Source organism: Ruegeria sp. AB11 (assembly GCF_056536325.1).
Genome location: NZ_JBQFJO010000001.1, coordinates 2,918,123 through 2,932,323, shown reverse-complemented (window position 1 = coordinate 2,932,323; position 14,201 = coordinate 2,918,123). Strand labels below are relative to the sequence as shown.

General features: G+C 56.5%; 13 protein-coding genes. 6 read left to right on the top strand and 7 right to left on the bottom strand.

Features of this window, described 5'->3' with window-relative positions; translation table 11 throughout:
- Window positions 1-638: 638 nt before the first annotated feature.
- From ACR3EJ_RS14675 to ACR3EJ_RS14650, 6 genes are all read right to left on the bottom strand, one after another.
- Entirely contained in the window at window positions 639-1,634 is a 996-nt protein-coding gene (locus ACR3EJ_RS14675; protein ID WP_170539088.1) for an ABC transporter ATP-binding protein, read from the bottom strand.
- Window positions 1,631-2,665, bottom strand: a complete 1,035-nt coding sequence (locus tag ACR3EJ_RS14670; protein ID WP_170539090.1) for a Gfo/Idh/MocA family protein — start codon at window positions 2,663-2,665, stop codon at window positions 1,631-1,633. The genes ACR3EJ_RS14675 and ACR3EJ_RS14670 overlap by 4 nt, the downstream gene beginning before the upstream one ends.
- Window positions 2,662-3,501: a carbohydrate ABC transporter permease gene (locus ACR3EJ_RS14665; RefSeq protein ID WP_170539092.1), complete on the bottom strand. Its 840-nt coding sequence runs from the start codon at window positions 3,499-3,501 to the stop codon at window positions 2,662-2,664. The genes ACR3EJ_RS14670 and ACR3EJ_RS14665 overlap by 4 nt, the downstream gene beginning before the upstream one ends.
- Before the next feature lie 10 nt (window positions 3,502-3,511).
- Complete coding sequence (locus tag ACR3EJ_RS14660) at window positions 3,512-4,426, bottom strand: carbohydrate ABC transporter permease (RefSeq protein ID WP_039534942.1); 915 nt, start codon at window positions 4,424-4,426, stop codon at window positions 3,512-3,514.
- 67 nt (window positions 4,427-4,493) lie between these two features.
- Window positions 4,494-5,744, bottom strand: coding sequence for an ABC transporter substrate-binding protein (locus ACR3EJ_RS14655; protein WP_170539094.1), 1,251 nt, complete (start codon window positions 5,742-5,744; stop codon window positions 4,494-4,496).
- Complete coding sequence (locus tag ACR3EJ_RS14650; RefSeq protein WP_170539096.1) at window positions 5,741-6,664, bottom strand: N-acetylmuramic acid 6-phosphate etherase; 924 nt, start codon at window positions 6,662-6,664, stop codon at window positions 5,741-5,743. Before ACR3EJ_RS14650 ends, ACR3EJ_RS14655 begins: the two co-directional genes overlap by 4 nt.
- Before the next feature lie 158 nt (window positions 6,665-6,822).
- Between ACR3EJ_RS14650 and ACR3EJ_RS14645 the strand changes: the two genes are divergently transcribed.
- The 5 genes from ACR3EJ_RS14645 (at window position 6,823) to ACR3EJ_RS14625 (ending at window position 12,776) form a co-directional block, all read left to right on the top strand.
- On the top strand, window positions 6,823-7,710 hold the full coding sequence (locus ACR3EJ_RS14645) for a BadF/BadG/BcrA/BcrD ATPase family protein (protein ID WP_170539098.1): 888 nt from the start codon (window positions 6,823-6,825) through the stop codon (window positions 7,708-7,710).
- Window positions 7,697-8,452 carry a GntR family transcriptional regulator gene (locus ACR3EJ_RS14640; RefSeq protein ID WP_170469405.1) on the top strand — a complete coding sequence of 252 codons (756 nt, stop codon included), beginning with the start codon at window positions 7,697-7,699 and terminating at the stop codon, window positions 8,450-8,452. The genes ACR3EJ_RS14645 and ACR3EJ_RS14640 overlap by 14 nt, the downstream gene beginning before the upstream one ends.
- A gap of 12 nt (window positions 8,453-8,464) precedes the next feature.
- Window positions 8,465-9,493 carry an SIS domain-containing protein gene (locus tag ACR3EJ_RS14635; protein ID WP_170539100.1) on the top strand — a complete coding sequence of 343 codons (1,029 nt, stop codon included), beginning with the start codon at window positions 8,465-8,467 and terminating at the stop codon, window positions 9,491-9,493.
- Entirely contained in the window at window positions 9,490-10,626 is a 1,137-nt protein-coding gene (nagA, locus tag ACR3EJ_RS14630) for an N-acetylglucosamine-6-phosphate deacetylase (protein ID WP_170539102.1), read from the top strand. Before ACR3EJ_RS14635 ends, nagA begins: the two co-directional genes overlap by 4 nt.
- A gap of 155 nt (window positions 10,627-10,781) precedes the next feature.
- Window positions 10,782-12,776 (top strand): hypothetical protein, encoded by a 1,995-nt coding sequence (locus ACR3EJ_RS14625; protein ID WP_480423028.1) that lies wholly within the window; start codon window positions 10,782-10,784, stop codon window positions 12,774-12,776.
- Window positions 12,777-12,784: 8 nt separating this feature from the next.
- Here ACR3EJ_RS14625 and ACR3EJ_RS14620 read toward each other — a convergent pair whose 3' ends face one another.
- A complete protein-coding gene (locus tag ACR3EJ_RS14620) occupies window positions 12,785-13,087 on the bottom strand; it encodes a DUF6476 family protein (protein ID WP_010439370.1) in 303 nt (100 codons plus the stop codon).
- Between ACR3EJ_RS14620 and ACR3EJ_RS14615 the strand changes: the two genes are divergently transcribed.
- Window positions 13,086-14,120, top strand: coding sequence for an RluA family pseudouridine synthase (locus tag ACR3EJ_RS14615; RefSeq protein ID WP_170539106.1), 1,035 nt, complete (start codon window positions 13,086-13,088; stop codon window positions 14,118-14,120). The genes ACR3EJ_RS14620 and ACR3EJ_RS14615 overlap by 2 nt on opposite strands.
- Window positions 14,121-14,201: the final 81 nt, after the last annotated feature.

The following is a 14,201-nucleotide window of genomic DNA, read 5'->3' as shown; positions in this document are numbered from 1 at the left end:
CCTTTGTGCTTTTGGTCTACTTTGTCCGATCTCAGTGCCTACCCGGCAGCAACAACTCGGAGAAAGATCCCGTAAGCTTCTTCTCGAGATCTGATCTGATGCGAGATCTGGCGTATTCGCCTCTCTCTAATTTCCTGAAGGTTTCTTTCGCGACCACGGTCAAAGCGTGATCGGTCTAAGCAGCTTCCCGGCGTATCCGTTCTTGTTCTTTGATCGGGTCTTTGCCTTGACGGGTTATGGGTCGCCATTTCTCTGCTTCTTGGCGTGAATCTTCAGAGTTATGGCTGACAGAGCGCCCAAACCCATCTCTCTGCGACACCTGTAGACATGGACCCGAAGCAACTACTTGCCAGCATCACCGTCCTTTTTGGCAGCCAGAGGTTCTCGCCATCCAAGTACTAGCCGGTTTGAGTGTTCTTCACTTGCAAAGATAACAGCTTGTTGACTGCTATAATTGGTCCACCCCAAGGTCCAACTTTTACTGTGAGACACAGTGATCCATCTAGAGACTACTGGAAGCCTCATTATGTTGTTTTAAAATTATTCCTCTGGTTTTTCGAGGAGTCCGGAAACAGGCGTGTTTAAGTTTTCAATGCATCTCGACCGCACCAAAATCCTAAAATCGTTACCCGATATTGTCAGGTGAGACGGGCGCCCTGTGGGTTGAAGCGATAGGTTCGATCCTGAGCATAGCCGAAATGTACGGATTCACCTGCATTAACCTGATGTTGGCCGAATAAGCGCGCGGTGATCTGATGGTCTTGCATCATCGCGATCACGTTGGTGTCTCCGCCCAGATGCTCGACATGAGTCACGTTCGCGGTCAGGGGGCCCTCGTCGGTCAGGTAAAGGTCTTCGGGGCGTATACCCAGTGTCGTGTCCGCGCTGTCGCCGATCACGCTGGCAGGGAAGAAATTCATCGAGGGCGCGCCGAGGAAACCTGCGACGAACTGGTTGGCGGGATTGTTGTACAGCTCCATTGGGCTGCCGACTTGCTCAACGCGCCCGTCGCGTAGGACGACGATCTTATCCGCTAGGGTCATCGCCTCCGTCTGGTCGTGGGTGACGTAGATCATTGAAGCATCAAGCTGCTGATGCAGATTGGCGATCTCAAGCCGCGTATTCATGCGCAGGGCGGCGTCCAAATTGGACAAAGGCTCGTCGAACAGGAACAGTTTGGGTTCGCGCACAATGGCGCGGCCGATAGCGACGCGTTGGCGTTGTCCGCCGGATAGCTCAGAGGGGTAACGGTCGATATAGGGCTCAAGGTTCAGCATCTTGCTGGCCTTGGTGACCCGTTCTTCGATGACCTGCTTGCTCTGACCTTCCTGTTTCAGCGCCAAAGACATATTTTTGCGCACGTTTAGATGGGGGTAGAGCGCATAGCTTTGGAACACCATCGCGATGCCGCGTTTGGAGGGCGGGGTTAGGTTCATAAGTTCTCCGCCGATGCGAACCTCGCCCGAGGTCACATCTTCGAGCCCCGCAATCACGCGCAGAAGAGTGGATTTGCCACAGCCCGAAGGTCCAACGAAGACGACGAATTCTCCGTCTTCGACTTCGATGTTGATATCCTTAAGGACTTCGACGGAGCCGAAGGACTTGTTCACGTTCGTTAGCGTCAGGGCGGTCATGTGTTTGCCTCTTTCAGCGAAATTGGTTGGCCGGTGCGGATACTTGTATCGGCAGCCAGACAGATGGCCAGCGATTGCACGGCGTCGTTCATGTGGCGGGTCAGGTCGATGTCTTCAGCAATCGCGCGCAGCATATAGGCTTGTTCGGCATCGCAGAGCTCCTGATGGCCGGGTTCATCCGGCATGTCGATTGTCTGGTCGCCTTCGGGGCGATGGACCAGAAGGCCGCCGACTTTGGTGTGGCCGTCGATATCGGCTGACGCCCCCTTGTTGCCATCGGTGATCGAGACGGAACCGTTCGGTGAGACAATGTCTTTCACGAAGAATGCGGTTTCAGACATCATCGGGCCCCAACCGGCTTCGTACCAACCGACGGAGCCATCCTCGAAGATCACCTGAAACTGGCCGTAATTATACATGCCTTCGGCTATCTCATCGCTTAGGCGCAGGCCCATGCCGTGGACGCGCACCGGGTCTGAGTCCGTGATCTGGCACATCACGTCGACATAGTGAACGCCGCAATCGACGATGGGGGAAGTGGTCTGCATCAGGGCCTTATGCGTCTCCCACTCAGCCCCGCTGCTTTGCTGGTTGAGGTTTAGGCGGAAGACATAAGGCCCGCCCAGGTCGCGCGCCTCAGAAATCAGGCGCATCCATGAGGGGTGATGGCGCAGTATATAGCCGATGACCAGTTTGCTTTTGGTTTCAATGGCTTTCGCAACGACGCGCTTGGCATCAGCCACAGTGGTCGCTAGTGGTTTTTCAACGAAGACATGCGCTCCGGCCTCCATCGCAGTGCAGGCGTAATCAGCATGGCTGTCAGAATAGGTGGCGACGACCACCAGATCCGGGTTGGTCTCAGTCAGAGCTGCCTGAAAATCTGAATAAGCCGGATAGCCTGACAGGTCAGGATGGTCGACGCGACCGGATCGGTTCACCAACCCAACAATCTGCGCATCTGGGTGGTGGTGGTGGGCCAGCGCGTGGCTGAAGCCCATATTACCAAGGCCGGCGATCAGAACTTTGGTCATTTGACAGCTCCTGAAGTGATGCCGCGGATTAACTGGCGTGAGAAGATGACATAGAGCACCAGCACCGGCAGGATCGCCATGCTGAGTGCCGACAGAACCGCGTTCCAGTCGGTGACGAACTGGCCGATGAAGACTTGGCTGCCCAGTGTCAGTGTTTTTGTTTCCTCAGCTGGGGCGAGGATCAGTGGGAACCAGAGGTCGTTCCAGATCGGGATCATGTTGAACACGGCCACGGTCGCCATAGCAGGGCGTACCAGAGGCAGGACCAATCGGAAGAAGATCGTGTATTCTGACAACCCGTCGACGCGACCTGCGTTTTTCAGATCGTCCGAAACCTGCCGCATGAACTCGGACAGGATGAACACAGCCAGCGGCAGACCTTGAGCGGTATAGACAAGGATCAGCGCCCAGAGGGTGTTCACCAACCCGGTTGCGACCATCATCTCAAGTATTGCAACGGTGCCGATGCGGATCGGGATCATGATCCCAAGCGCCAGATAGAGGCCCATCAGGGTATTGCCCTTGAACTTGTACTCGCTCAGGGCAAAAGCGGCCATGGCGCCGAACAGCAGAACGAAGGCCAGCGAAACCACGGTTACGATCAACGAGTTCTGGAAATAAAGGAAGAAATCCCCTTGTTTCATCACCGTCTGGTAACCGATCAGCGAGAAGCTTTCGGCATCGGGCAGGGCGAGTGGCTCGCGGAAAATCGAGCGGCGCGTTTTGAAGCTGTTGATGATGATCACGAAGACCGGGAAGAGGGCGATCAATGTGTAGAGGATCAGCGCCCCATGCATGACGGCCGTATTCAGCGGGTTATGGCGTGCTTTGTTCATCCGGCGATCCTCACAGCTGATACCGGCGCATCCGGGTCTGGATGCCGAAGAGGTAGATACAGACACCCACAAGGATGATGGCAAACATGGCGCCAGCGATGGCGGAGCCCATATGCGGGTCGCCCAGTTGCAGCTGGAAGCCAAAGAAGGTGCGGTACATGAAGGTGCCTAGGATATCGGTTGAGAAATCCGGCCCTGCCAGTGCGCCTTGCGAGACGTAGATCAGGTCGAATGCGTTGAAATTGCCTACGAAAGTCAGGATTGAGATGATCCCGATTGAAGGAATGATCAACGGCAGTTTGATCTTCCAGAATGCCGAGGCTCCGGTGATGCCGTCTATTTCGCCGGCCTCAAGGATCTCTTCGGGGATCGACAGCAGGGCGGCATAGATCAACATCATCGGGATGCCGACGAATTGCCAGACCGAGACAAGTGCCAGTGTCGTCAGCGCGTATTCTTCCTTGCCCAGCCATGGTGCAAACAGAGACTTAAGACCAACGGCGTCCAGCATCGAAGGTGCAATGCCCCAAAGCGGGGACAAGATTAATTTCCACGCGAATCCGACAATGACAAAGCTCAGAATGGTCGGAATGAAAATCGCGGACCGGTAGAGCGCCGCAAACCGCAGGCGGGGATGCGAAAGTAGTGCCGCCAGAGCGATACCGATTGGGTTCTGCACCAGCATGTGGATCAGGAAGAACCAGAAGTTGTTGCCCAAAGCGTTCCAGAACTGCTCGGACCAGATCGGATCGAAGAACAGGGTGCGGAAATTCTGCAGGCCCACGTAGATACGTGTCTGATCGACCTCGGTGAACAGTGCGAGGCGCAGAGTGTTGAACAAGGGGAAGATCATCACCGCCGTATAGACCAACACCGCAGGGGCGAGGAAAACGGCAATGTGCCAGCGTATGCGGCGGGTCTGCATGGGAATCTCCGGGGAAAAAGGTCCGGACGCGACGCGGCGGTCGCGTCCGGTGTGAGTGGCCTAGGTGTTACTTATGCGGTGCGTACCAGCTGGCCAGACCGTCTTGCAGCTGCTGACCCAGCGCTTCGGGGGTCTCGGCACCCTTGATGGCTGCAACGGATGCACCCCAAGTCTCGTTTTCGAGGTTCGGCGTGCCGCGAGACAGGATTTGGTAGGTCGATCGGATCGTGCTTTCGCACTCTTCGCGCCAGCCTACGATTTCTTTGGCCAGTGGATCTTCCAGCTCGACCGGAGTGCTGGATAACGGGAAGAAACCGGGTAGGGCGTTACCGAATATGCTGGCAAACTCGGGGCTTGCGACCCAAGCCAGGAAGGTGCGCGCAGCTTCTTGGTTTTCGCTCGCCGCGTTCATGCCGATGCCGATATCGGTGTGGTCCGAAATATAGCAAGTGTCGCCTGCGTTCTGGACCGGCGGCTTAAAGGCGCCCATTTCAAAATCGGCCTGCGTGTTGAAGCCCGAGATTTCCCAGCTGCCTGCTGGATAGACCGCTGCACGACCCAGCGTGAACAGGTTCTGGCTGTCGGGATAGGTTTGCGCTTCATACCCGTCGCCCAGATAGTCCGCCCATTTGGCCAGCGTCGCATATGGGGCAACCCACTGGGGATCGGTCAGCTTTTGCTCGCCTTTGATCAGCGCTTGACGGCCTTCTTCACCTTTCCAGTAGTTCGGGCCGATGTTGTTATAGCCCATTGTGGCGGCTTCCCACTGATCATTGGTGCCCATCGCCATCGGGATATAGGTGCCGTCTTCCTTGATCTTGTCGAGGGCGGCAAAGAATTCAGCCTCGGTGGTAGGAACTTCGATGCCCAGCTCGTTGAACGCATCCTTGTTGTAGATGAAGCCGTGAATCACCGACGCCATCGGGACGCAGAAGCTGGCCGATCCATCATCGGTTTGCCAGGCAGATTTAGCCACGTCCGAGAAATTGCCCATAGCGTCCAGATCGGACAAATCCGTCAGGTGGCCGTCTTCATAAAGCGCGAGCGACGCATCAAACGGACGGCAGGTGATTAGATCACCAGCCGATCCGGCCTCGAGCTTCGAATTCAGAACGGCGTTGTATTCCGCAGGGGCAGAGGGCGAGAAAATCACTTTGATGTCGGGGTGCTCGGCTTCAAAAGCCGGAATGATTTTTTCCTGCCACAGAGCCAGATCGTCATTGCGCCAGCTTTCGATTGTCAGGGTGGCCTCCTGCGCATAGGCGCTTGTGACCAACGCCGTACTCATCAGAGCAAGGCTCAGAACGTTGCGTGTCATTTGGTTTCTCCCAGGTTGATGGTTTCTTGGTTTTGCTTAATCCGCTCTAGGGCGGGGCGGAGGTGATCATTCGCGTCGTGCAACATGGCCTGTGCCTCGCTCAGTGTCGGGACCCCTGCTGCAAGCAAGGCGGCGCATTTCAGATTGCCGCTGGCCGTCATCAATGCTGTTTCGGCTTGTTCGGGGTCAACTCCGGCCAGTTGACAAACAATCCCTTTGGCGCGGGCGCGGAGCTTATCATTATCAGCACGCAGATTGATCATCATGCCGTCCTGAATATGCCCCAACTCCATTGCCATCAGGGTCGACAGCATGTTCAGCGCGATTTTTTGTGCCGTGCCTGCCCCCATGCGGGTTGAACCCGATACCAACTCAGGCGGTGTGGAAAGCAGAATGGGGTGATCAGACAGCCGCAACAGTTCGGTATCGCCGTTATTCGCGATCCCGACGATAGAGGCACCCTTGTCGCGCGCGATCTGGGCTGCGGCAACGGTATACGGCGTCGTACCGCTGGCAGAAACAGTGATCAAAGTGTCTTTGGGGGACAGATCCACAAGATCACGAGCAAGAGTGCTCGTCGCATCTTCCGTATCTCCGGGCATCTCGACACCCGTTGGCATACCACCTGCCATATGAATGCGTATTTGGCTTGGAGGTATTGAATATGTTCCGCCGAGTTCCAGCGCATCCGAAGCGGCCATCAGGCCAGATGACCCCGCCGCGAGATAATGCAAGGCCCCGCCCGTGCGGATCGTTTGCGCCATTGCTTTTGCTCCGGTGCAAATGGGGGTGAGCGAGGTGAGCGGGGTTGTCGCGGCCTCAGACTGGGATTGGGCCAGCAACTCGGCAACTTCGGCCAAAGGGCGCGCGTCTAGCCCGATCGCATCCTTGTGCAGTTGTTCCGTTACTGGCGTGGCCACGTGATTCTCCCCTCAGTTCTGGATATCATACCTTTTAGATACCATTAGTCTACCATTTTCTTTTTGTGTCGATATGTTTCAGAATTTTAGCCGTAATTCTGTAATTTGGTCGCTATTGGGTCTTCAAAAACTTCAATAGGTATTATAAAGGTATTTTCATGAGTCGTCTTACTGATACCATAGTGCTCGCTGTAGATGGCGGTGGTACGCGTTGTCGTATCGCTGTTTCTGATGGTTACGTTGCTCGCCAAGTTGAGGTGGGGGCCGCGAACGTCTCGACCGATTTCGAAGCAGCTTGTGCCGAGCTGAATCGCGGCATTGCGGATCTGGCCAAGCAAGCCGGATTGAATGGCGCACAGGTTGCAGGGACGTCGGCCTATTTGGGGTTGGCTGGGATCACGGGCAAAACGCTGGTAGAGCGACTCGCAGCAAGGCTGCCGTTCGAACGCGCCCGAATTGAAGATGACAGGCCCTCCGCATTGAGGGGTGCGCTTGGGTCGAAAGATGGTTTCGTGGCGCATTGTGGTACGGGGTCGTTTCTCGCGTCACAGAGAAATGGTCAGATTCGCTTGGCCGGTGGCTGGGGACCGGTATTAGGGGATCAAGCTTCGGCGCAATGGGTTGGCCGACAGGCTTTGGCGCGCACTCTCGATTGTGTCGATGGCATCGCGCCGACCTCCGGGATGGCGAATGGTCTTCTGGCACGCTTTGATGGTGCTGCCGGGATTGTAGGGGCTGCATCCATGATGACGCCCACCGAGTTTGGTGCGCTGGCCCCTGTAGCCACGCTTAGCGCTGAGCAGGGGGATGCGCTTGCGCGCGCTATCATGGAGGCCGGTGCACGATATCTGGCGGATCAGATCGAGGCGATGGGCTGGAAGCCCGGTCTATCGATTTGTCTGACCGGAGGGATCGGTCCGCAATACGCGCCTTACCTCTCAGAGATCATGCAGCAGGACCTGACTGAACCACTGGGCGATCCATTGGCCGGTGCAATCGCGCTGGCCCGTGCGTTTCATGAGGAGATCGAACATGAGCGTTGCTGACTTCCTGAAACCCGAAGGATGGCTGGGTCAGACCGCTGGTCCGCGTTATGTGCAATTGCGCCATCGGTTGGAGCAGGGGATAGAAGAGGGCATTCTAGCCCCGAACAGTTCACTTCCACCCGAACGCGAGATCGCTGAGCTCACGGATCTGTCGCGCGTCACGGTGCGAAAGGCGATTCAGGAACTGGTGCGCAAAGGCGCGATCGAACAGAGGCAGGGTTCAGGCTCATTCGTGCGTCAGCCTGTTGCACGAGTTGAGCAATCATTGTCTCACTTGACCTCATTTACCGAGGATATGGAGCGACGTGGTTTTGAAACAACCTCGACCTGGTTGGAGCGCGGGGTGTTTCTGCCTTCTCCGGACGAGATGTTGGCACTAGGGCTATCGACCAATGATCAGGTCGCCCGAATTCATCGTTTGCGCGCTGCCGGAGGACGGCCAATGGCGTTAGAGCGCGCAGCTTTGCCGCTGGATATCCTGCCCAACCCGACCGAAGTCACTGGGTCCTTGTATGCCTTCCTGGAAAGATCCGGGAACCGTCCGGTGCGCGCTATCCAAAAGATCTCGGCCATCAACCTTGAAGCCACCGAGGCACGCTTGCTTGATGTTGCAGAGGGCACAGCGGGGCTGCGCATTCAGCGTACCTCATACCTCGAAAGCGGGCGCGTCGCCGAACTCACCCGATCCATCTATCACGGCGATGCCTACGATTTTGTGGCAGAGCTGCGTTTATCAACCTGAAAGGCGGGACATATGTCCACCGAAACAACTCAAATGCGGCGGGAAATCAACGAGATACCCTTCGCCGTTGATCGACTTTTAACCGAAGGTGCCAGGGCGATCTCCGCCACTGCTGGCGCGATCCGCGAGCATGATCCTAATTTCCTGATCTCAGTCGCACGCGGATCGTCGGATCATGCCTGCAGCTATCTGAAATACGCGTCTGAACTGCTGCTGGGCCTGCCCATGGCGTCGGTCGGGCCGAGCGTCAAATCGATTTACGGGGTAGACATGCGCTGCCCCGGCGCTCTGTGTATCTCGGTGTCACAATCGGGCCAAAGCCCGGATATCGTTCAATTGACAAAATCCCTGACTGAAGGCGGATCATACTCGGTTGCAATTACCAATGATACAGGATCGGCCCTGGCCAAGGTCGCCTCTTCGGCTCTGTCGATCCACGCAGGCGCTGAACTGAGCGTGGCTGCCACCAAAACTTTCGTCACCTCTCTGGTTGCCGGATTTTGGTTGTTGGCCGAGGTCAAGCGCGATGAGGAATTGCTGTCTTCGATCCACAAACTGCCGGACGTTTTGTCGCGCGCCATCACATGCGATTGGGGCGCTGTCGTAGACGCCGTTGATGGCCAATCACTGTTCACGCTTGGGCGTGGCATGTCCTGGGCAATTTCGAATGAGGCGGCTCTGAAATTCAAGGAAACCTGCCAGATTCACGCGGAAAGCTATTCCTCGGCCGAGGTATTGCATGGTCCGGTTTCGATTGTCGATCAGGGGTTTCCAGTGATTGCCTTCGCCTCAGGTGATGCGGCCGAGGCCAATATTGCCGAGGTTGCGGATGCGCTTGCGGGCAAAGGGGCAAAGGTCTTTGCGACAACCAACAAGGTTGCTGATGCTGTGTCGCTGCCGCATGTGCGCACATCGCACTGGATGACGGACCCGGTTGCCTCGATTGCGTCTTTCTACGGTATGGTCGAGGCAGTAGCCACGCGGCGCGGTATCAACCCTGATGCACCACGCCACCTGCGGAAAGTGACGGAAACGGTATGACGGCTGCGACGATCACCTTCGCCGGAGGGCCGATTTTCGACGGCAAAATGCTGGTAGAAGGGCACGCGGCCCGCTTCGTCGACGGGAGGTTGGATTGCATCTTGCCCGAATCTCAGCTGTCTGCGGGTGAAGTGATCGAGAACCTGTCGGGTGACATTCTCAGCCCCGGTTACGTAGATTTGCAGGTCAATGGCGGCGGATCTGTCATGTTCAATGATGATCCGTCAGTCGAAACACTGCGGCGTATCGCAGGGGCACATCGCCAACTTGGGGCGACATCGATCTTGCCGACGTTGATTACGGATACACCTGAAAAGACCAGAGCCGCGATTGCGGCCGCAACGCAGGCCATCAAACAGGGGGTGCACGGGATTGCAGGACTGCACCTCGAGGGCCCGCACCTGTCCGTGCGTCGCAAAGGCGCGCATGACGCTGCACTGATCAGGCCCATGGAAGGTGCCGATCTTCAGCAACTGTTAGATGCGGCAAAGGTGCTGCCTGCGCTTATGGTCACGATTGCACCCGAAAGTGTCACGACGGCTCAGGTCGAAACGCTTACCAAAGCGGGAGTCATCGTCTCAATGGGGCACAGTGATGCTGCGTTTGAAACCTGTGTGGCGTACGTTAAGGCAGGCGCGCATTGTGCGACGCATCTGTTCAACGCCATGAGCCAATTGGGCAACCGCGAACCCGGCCTCGTTGGCGCCGTCCTTGCCCAAGGTGCAATGTCCGCAGGTCTGATTGCAGACGCGATTCATGTTCACCCAGAGACAATGCGCGCGGCCTTCGCCGCCAAGCAGGGGCCGGGCCGCCTGTTTCTGGTCAGTGATGCGATGGCCGTCGCTGGGACAGACTTGACAGAGTTCAAGTTGGAAGGGCGTATCATCCAACGAGAAAACGGCAGGCTAACCTTGCAGGACGGAACACTGGCTGGGGCTGATCTTGATCTGACCACTGCCTTGCGTGTGTTGACGACCAAAGTTGGAATATCACTGCCCGATGCCTTGGCAGCGGCAACGCGCATTCCCGGAGATATCATCTCGCAAAGAGCCATCTCTGATCTGAGCACGCTCACGCAGGCCATTCGAATTTCCCCGGATATGTCAGAGGCTCGACCGGTTGTTGCAGGTTGAACGCCATTTTTGGCGAAACTCATGACACCACAGATTTCGCATCTCGCCGCAGCCGCTGCGGTTGTGTAAGACGTTAGGCAAACACAGTTTGGGAATGTCCTAATGTTTCAAGATATTGGCAAAATCGACATGAGGGCGGCTGCCCAGATTTTGCCATGACCCAGAAGCGAGGCGTTTTCATTGGGCAGCGCAAGGATCGTATGGGTGCGCGCCTGTTGATGATCCTGACCTGCATCCGTCTGGCTGAAGATTTTGAGACCGACTACCGCGTGAGCTGGTTCCCACAGGGCGCGGACGCACCGGAACTGGATCAGCCCGAGGAGCTGTTCACTACTGATTGGATGGATGCGCATTTTCTTAATCAGCCAGAGTTCGACGCACTGAATGAGACCGCTCTGCCGATTTGGGCTTTCCAGAACGACCCATCGCCAGAGCGGTTGATGGACCATTTAGCCTCGGGCCGTTCGGTACTGGTCGAAGAAGGGTTCGAGGTGCTGGCGTTCCCTTGGGAGGATATCGAAGCCATCCGCCCCCGTTATCGTGATTTCATCCGCGGTGTTGGGTTCGTCGATAAGGTTCGTCAGATCATGGATCGGGCGGATGAAAAACTTTCAGGGCAGGGGGTTTCTGCCTATCACATCCGTCGTGGCGATATCTTGAATGGATTGCCGTGGAAACACTCAACCTGGCCCGCCAAGATCGAGCCCGAAGAGTTTTATGAGGTCCATCTGGAAAAATCCAGGGGCCAGACGGCGATCATGTTCTCAGATCAGCCCGAGTTGATCGTACGGTTTAAGCAGCGGTTTCCGCAGCTTATGCAAATGTCGGACATTGCCGATCTGTCGGGTCTGACTCGAGCGCAACGAGACTTTCTGGAACTCTACGCAATGTCGCGGGCGGATCAGGTGATTGCACCATATATTTCGGCCTTTTCGATGGCAGCGGCGCGGATATCGGGACAGCAGCGCAAGGTGTTTCGCGATGTATTGACTGAGGAGGAATTGCAAGGGGCGAATGAGCGCGTCATCGAGCGGGTCGCGCAAGGACCAGCAGAGTTTCTGAACCCTTCGGAGGCTGCGCATATCTATGCAAAAGCGGCGCAATATCTATCGGCTCAGGATCGCTGTGAAGAGGCTTATGAAAGTGCGAAACCCATCCTGGACACCGGGGCTGACAATGCCTTTATGCCGTTGCTGCAATCACTGAATTGTTTTTACCTGTCCAAGTGGCAGGAAAGCGAGACGCTTGCCCGTGAGGGGTTGGAGAATCCGCATCTCTGGCCCGAAGATTATGCTGTCATGTGCGCTTTGCGTGGCGCCATTCTGGGTGTGCAGGGCAAACGCTGGGCGGCGACACGGCATTTCGCAAAAGCGTTCTGGGCCAAGCCATTACGGCCGGATGTTGTAGTGCTGGGTTCCAGAATGTTGTACCGGTCACATCTGGCACATCGACTGCTGCCGCCGGTTGACTGGTCGTTACAGCGCACGGTGCGTCAGCGCCGTTTTCCACCGTTCAACAACCTGTATCTGGTTCAGCACAAGGTGGTATCATGGCGGCCGTGCAACTTTGATTTCGTTCTGCTGGATTGGGCGGATCTGGCGCTGGATCAACGCGCAAGACGTCTGTTTGATCAGCGTAAGAGGCTGGAAGCATTGAGTTCAGCCTTGGACGATCTGCCTGACGTGCCAGCAGACGACCCGCGATTGCAGAGCGCGCAGGTGGTACTGCAAAAGCATCTGGGCGAGGTTTCCGGCGCCCAGGCCATCGACAGAACACGTCGGATAGTAGCCGAAGTGCCGGAAAATACACTTTATCAGAAACGACTGGCCGAGCTTTATGAAGCGGAGGGCGATACCGACGCCGCCCAAAAAACAATGGCCGAGGCGCTGGCCTGCGACCCCGAAAGCCCATTTCTTCTGTACGCAATGGGCCTTTTGCTGGAGCGGACGGGCCAGATCGGGCAGGGCGAGAAGCTGATCTTGCAAGCCGCTGATCAGGATGAAGTCAGTGTCGCTATTCAGGGTATGGCGGGTCAGATCCACATGCGGCGTGGAAACAAGAAAAAGGCGCGGCCGTATCTTGAGAAAGCGCGCGATCTTTATCCGCCCTACAAGCGGTTTACCAATCAGTTGAACAGGCTTTCGGGGTAGACGCGGCCCTAATCCAGTGCAATCTCTTGCCGCAGTTTTCCGGTTGTCTTGTCAAAGATCATAATACGGTTGTCCTCGGTCACGACCGCATACCAGTTGTTGCCGATGGTCAATGCTTGGGCTTTTGCTCCGTCCGGTAACTCGATCTGATCGGGCAGCTTGGGTGTGCGATCGGATAGGCGGATGACAATCAGGGCGAATGTAACTAGAACCCCGCCAATCATAACCGCGGTCAACAGCATGACCATACGCCGCAGCAGTCGAAGCTGCGGTGTTTCCTGCGGTTCCTGAGGTTCGGAAGGGACAGTCATGGGCACCCGCCTGATAGAGTTTCACATCGCGGCCGCTCCGCCGCCCCGCCTTGATAAGGCGCTTGCGCGGGATGTGCCAGCGGAAGAGAACCTGTCGCGCACCCGACTGACACGATTGATCAGCGAGGGGGCAGTGACCGTCGATGGGGCGGTCATTAAAGACCCCAAGGCCAAAATTTCCGAAGATGCACAGATCGGGATTACAGTGGCTGAGGCCGAAGACAGCCATATCGGCCCAGAGGATATCCCTCTGGAAGTTGTCTATGAGGATGACGATCTGATCGTGATCAACAAGGCCGCTGGTATGGTGGTGCATCCGGCACCGGGCTCTCCGAACGGCACGCTGGTCAATGCTCTGCTTCATCATTGCGGCGAAGATCTATCAGGAGTCGGCGGTGTCAAACGCCCAGGAATCGTACATCGGATCGACAAGGAAACCAGTGGCCTGTTGGTCGTGGCCAAATCGGATGTGGCGCATCATGGGCTGGCGGCCCAGTTCGAGGCGCATAGCGTCGAGCGCTACTACCGCGCCATTTGTTATGGCGTGCCCGACGCCAACGATCCCCGATTGCGTGGGATAAAGGGCGTTAGCTTTGAGCCCGGCAACATTATGCGTCTGACGACTCAGCTGGCGCGACACAAAACGGATCGGCAAAAGCAGGCCGTGCTGTTTCACGGTGGTCGGCATGCAGTGACACGAGCGCGGATTGTCGAGGTATTCGGTTCGCCCGGTGGCCTATCATTAGTCGAATGCTGGCTCGAGACGGGCAGGACACATCAAATCCGTGTCCATATGGCACACGCTGGCCATGGCCTTGTCGGAGACCCGGTTTATGGTGGCAAACGCAAATTGGCAGCGCGTGCGTTCGCGCCCGAGGCGATTGAAGCTGTGCGAGCATTCCCACGTCAAGCGCTGCACGCAGCGGTGCTTGGGTTCGAACACCCAGTTTCCAGCGAAATGCTGCGATTTGAGGCGCCGTTGCCGCAGGATATGTCAATGCTTTTGGAAAACCTGAGAAAGCCGCTGAAATAATCTGCAAAGGCTTGTGAAATTCGCAATTTCAGCTTTCCTTTACATAGGGTTAATTCCAGACTTGTATTAGATCCTCTTGAA

Bases quoted from the DNA above. Each gene is read 5' to 3' on its own strand.
- ACR3EJ_RS14645 (WP_170539098.1), top strand. From the start codon at position 6,823: ATGAGTCGTCTTACTGATACCATAGTGCTCGCTGTAGATGGCGGTGGT.
- nagA (WP_170539102.1), top strand. From the start codon at position 9,490: ATGACGGCTGCGACGATCACCTTCGCCGGAGGGCCGATTTTCGACGGC.
- ACR3EJ_RS14615 (WP_170539106.1), top strand. From the start codon at position 13,086: ATGGGCACCCGCCTGATAGAGTTTCACATCGCGGCCGCTCCGCCGCCC.
- ACR3EJ_RS14665 (WP_170539092.1), bottom strand. From the start codon at position 3,501: ATGAACAAAGCACGCCATAACCCGCTGAATACGGCCGTCATGCATGGG.
- ACR3EJ_RS14620 (WP_010439370.1), bottom strand. From the start codon at position 13,087: ATGACTGTCCCTTCCGAACCTCAGGAACCGCAGGAAACACCGCAGCTT.
- ACR3EJ_RS14640 (WP_170469405.1), top strand. From the start codon at position 7,697: ATGAGCGTTGCTGACTTCCTGAAACCCGAAGGATGGCTGGGTCAGACC.
- ACR3EJ_RS14675 (WP_170539088.1), bottom strand. From the start codon at position 1,634: ATGACCGCCCTGACGCTAACGAACGTGAACAAGTCCTTCGGCTCCGTC.
- ACR3EJ_RS14625 (WP_480423028.1), top strand. From the start codon at position 10,782: ATGACCCAGAAGCGAGGCGTTTTCATTGGGCAGCGCAAGGATCGTATG.
- ACR3EJ_RS14635 (WP_170539100.1), top strand. From the start codon at position 8,465: ATGTCCACCGAAACAACTCAAATGCGGCGGGAAATCAACGAGATACCC.
- ACR3EJ_RS14660 (WP_039534942.1), bottom strand. From the start codon at position 4,426: ATGCAGACCCGCCGCATACGCTGGCACATTGCCGTTTTCCTCGCCCCT.
- ACR3EJ_RS14670 (WP_170539090.1), bottom strand. From the start codon at position 2,665: ATGACCAAAGTTCTGATCGCCGGCCTTGGTAATATGGGCTTCAGCCAC.
- ACR3EJ_RS14655 (WP_170539094.1), bottom strand. From the start codon at position 5,744: ATGACACGCAACGTTCTGAGCCTTGCTCTGATGAGTACGGCGTTGGTC.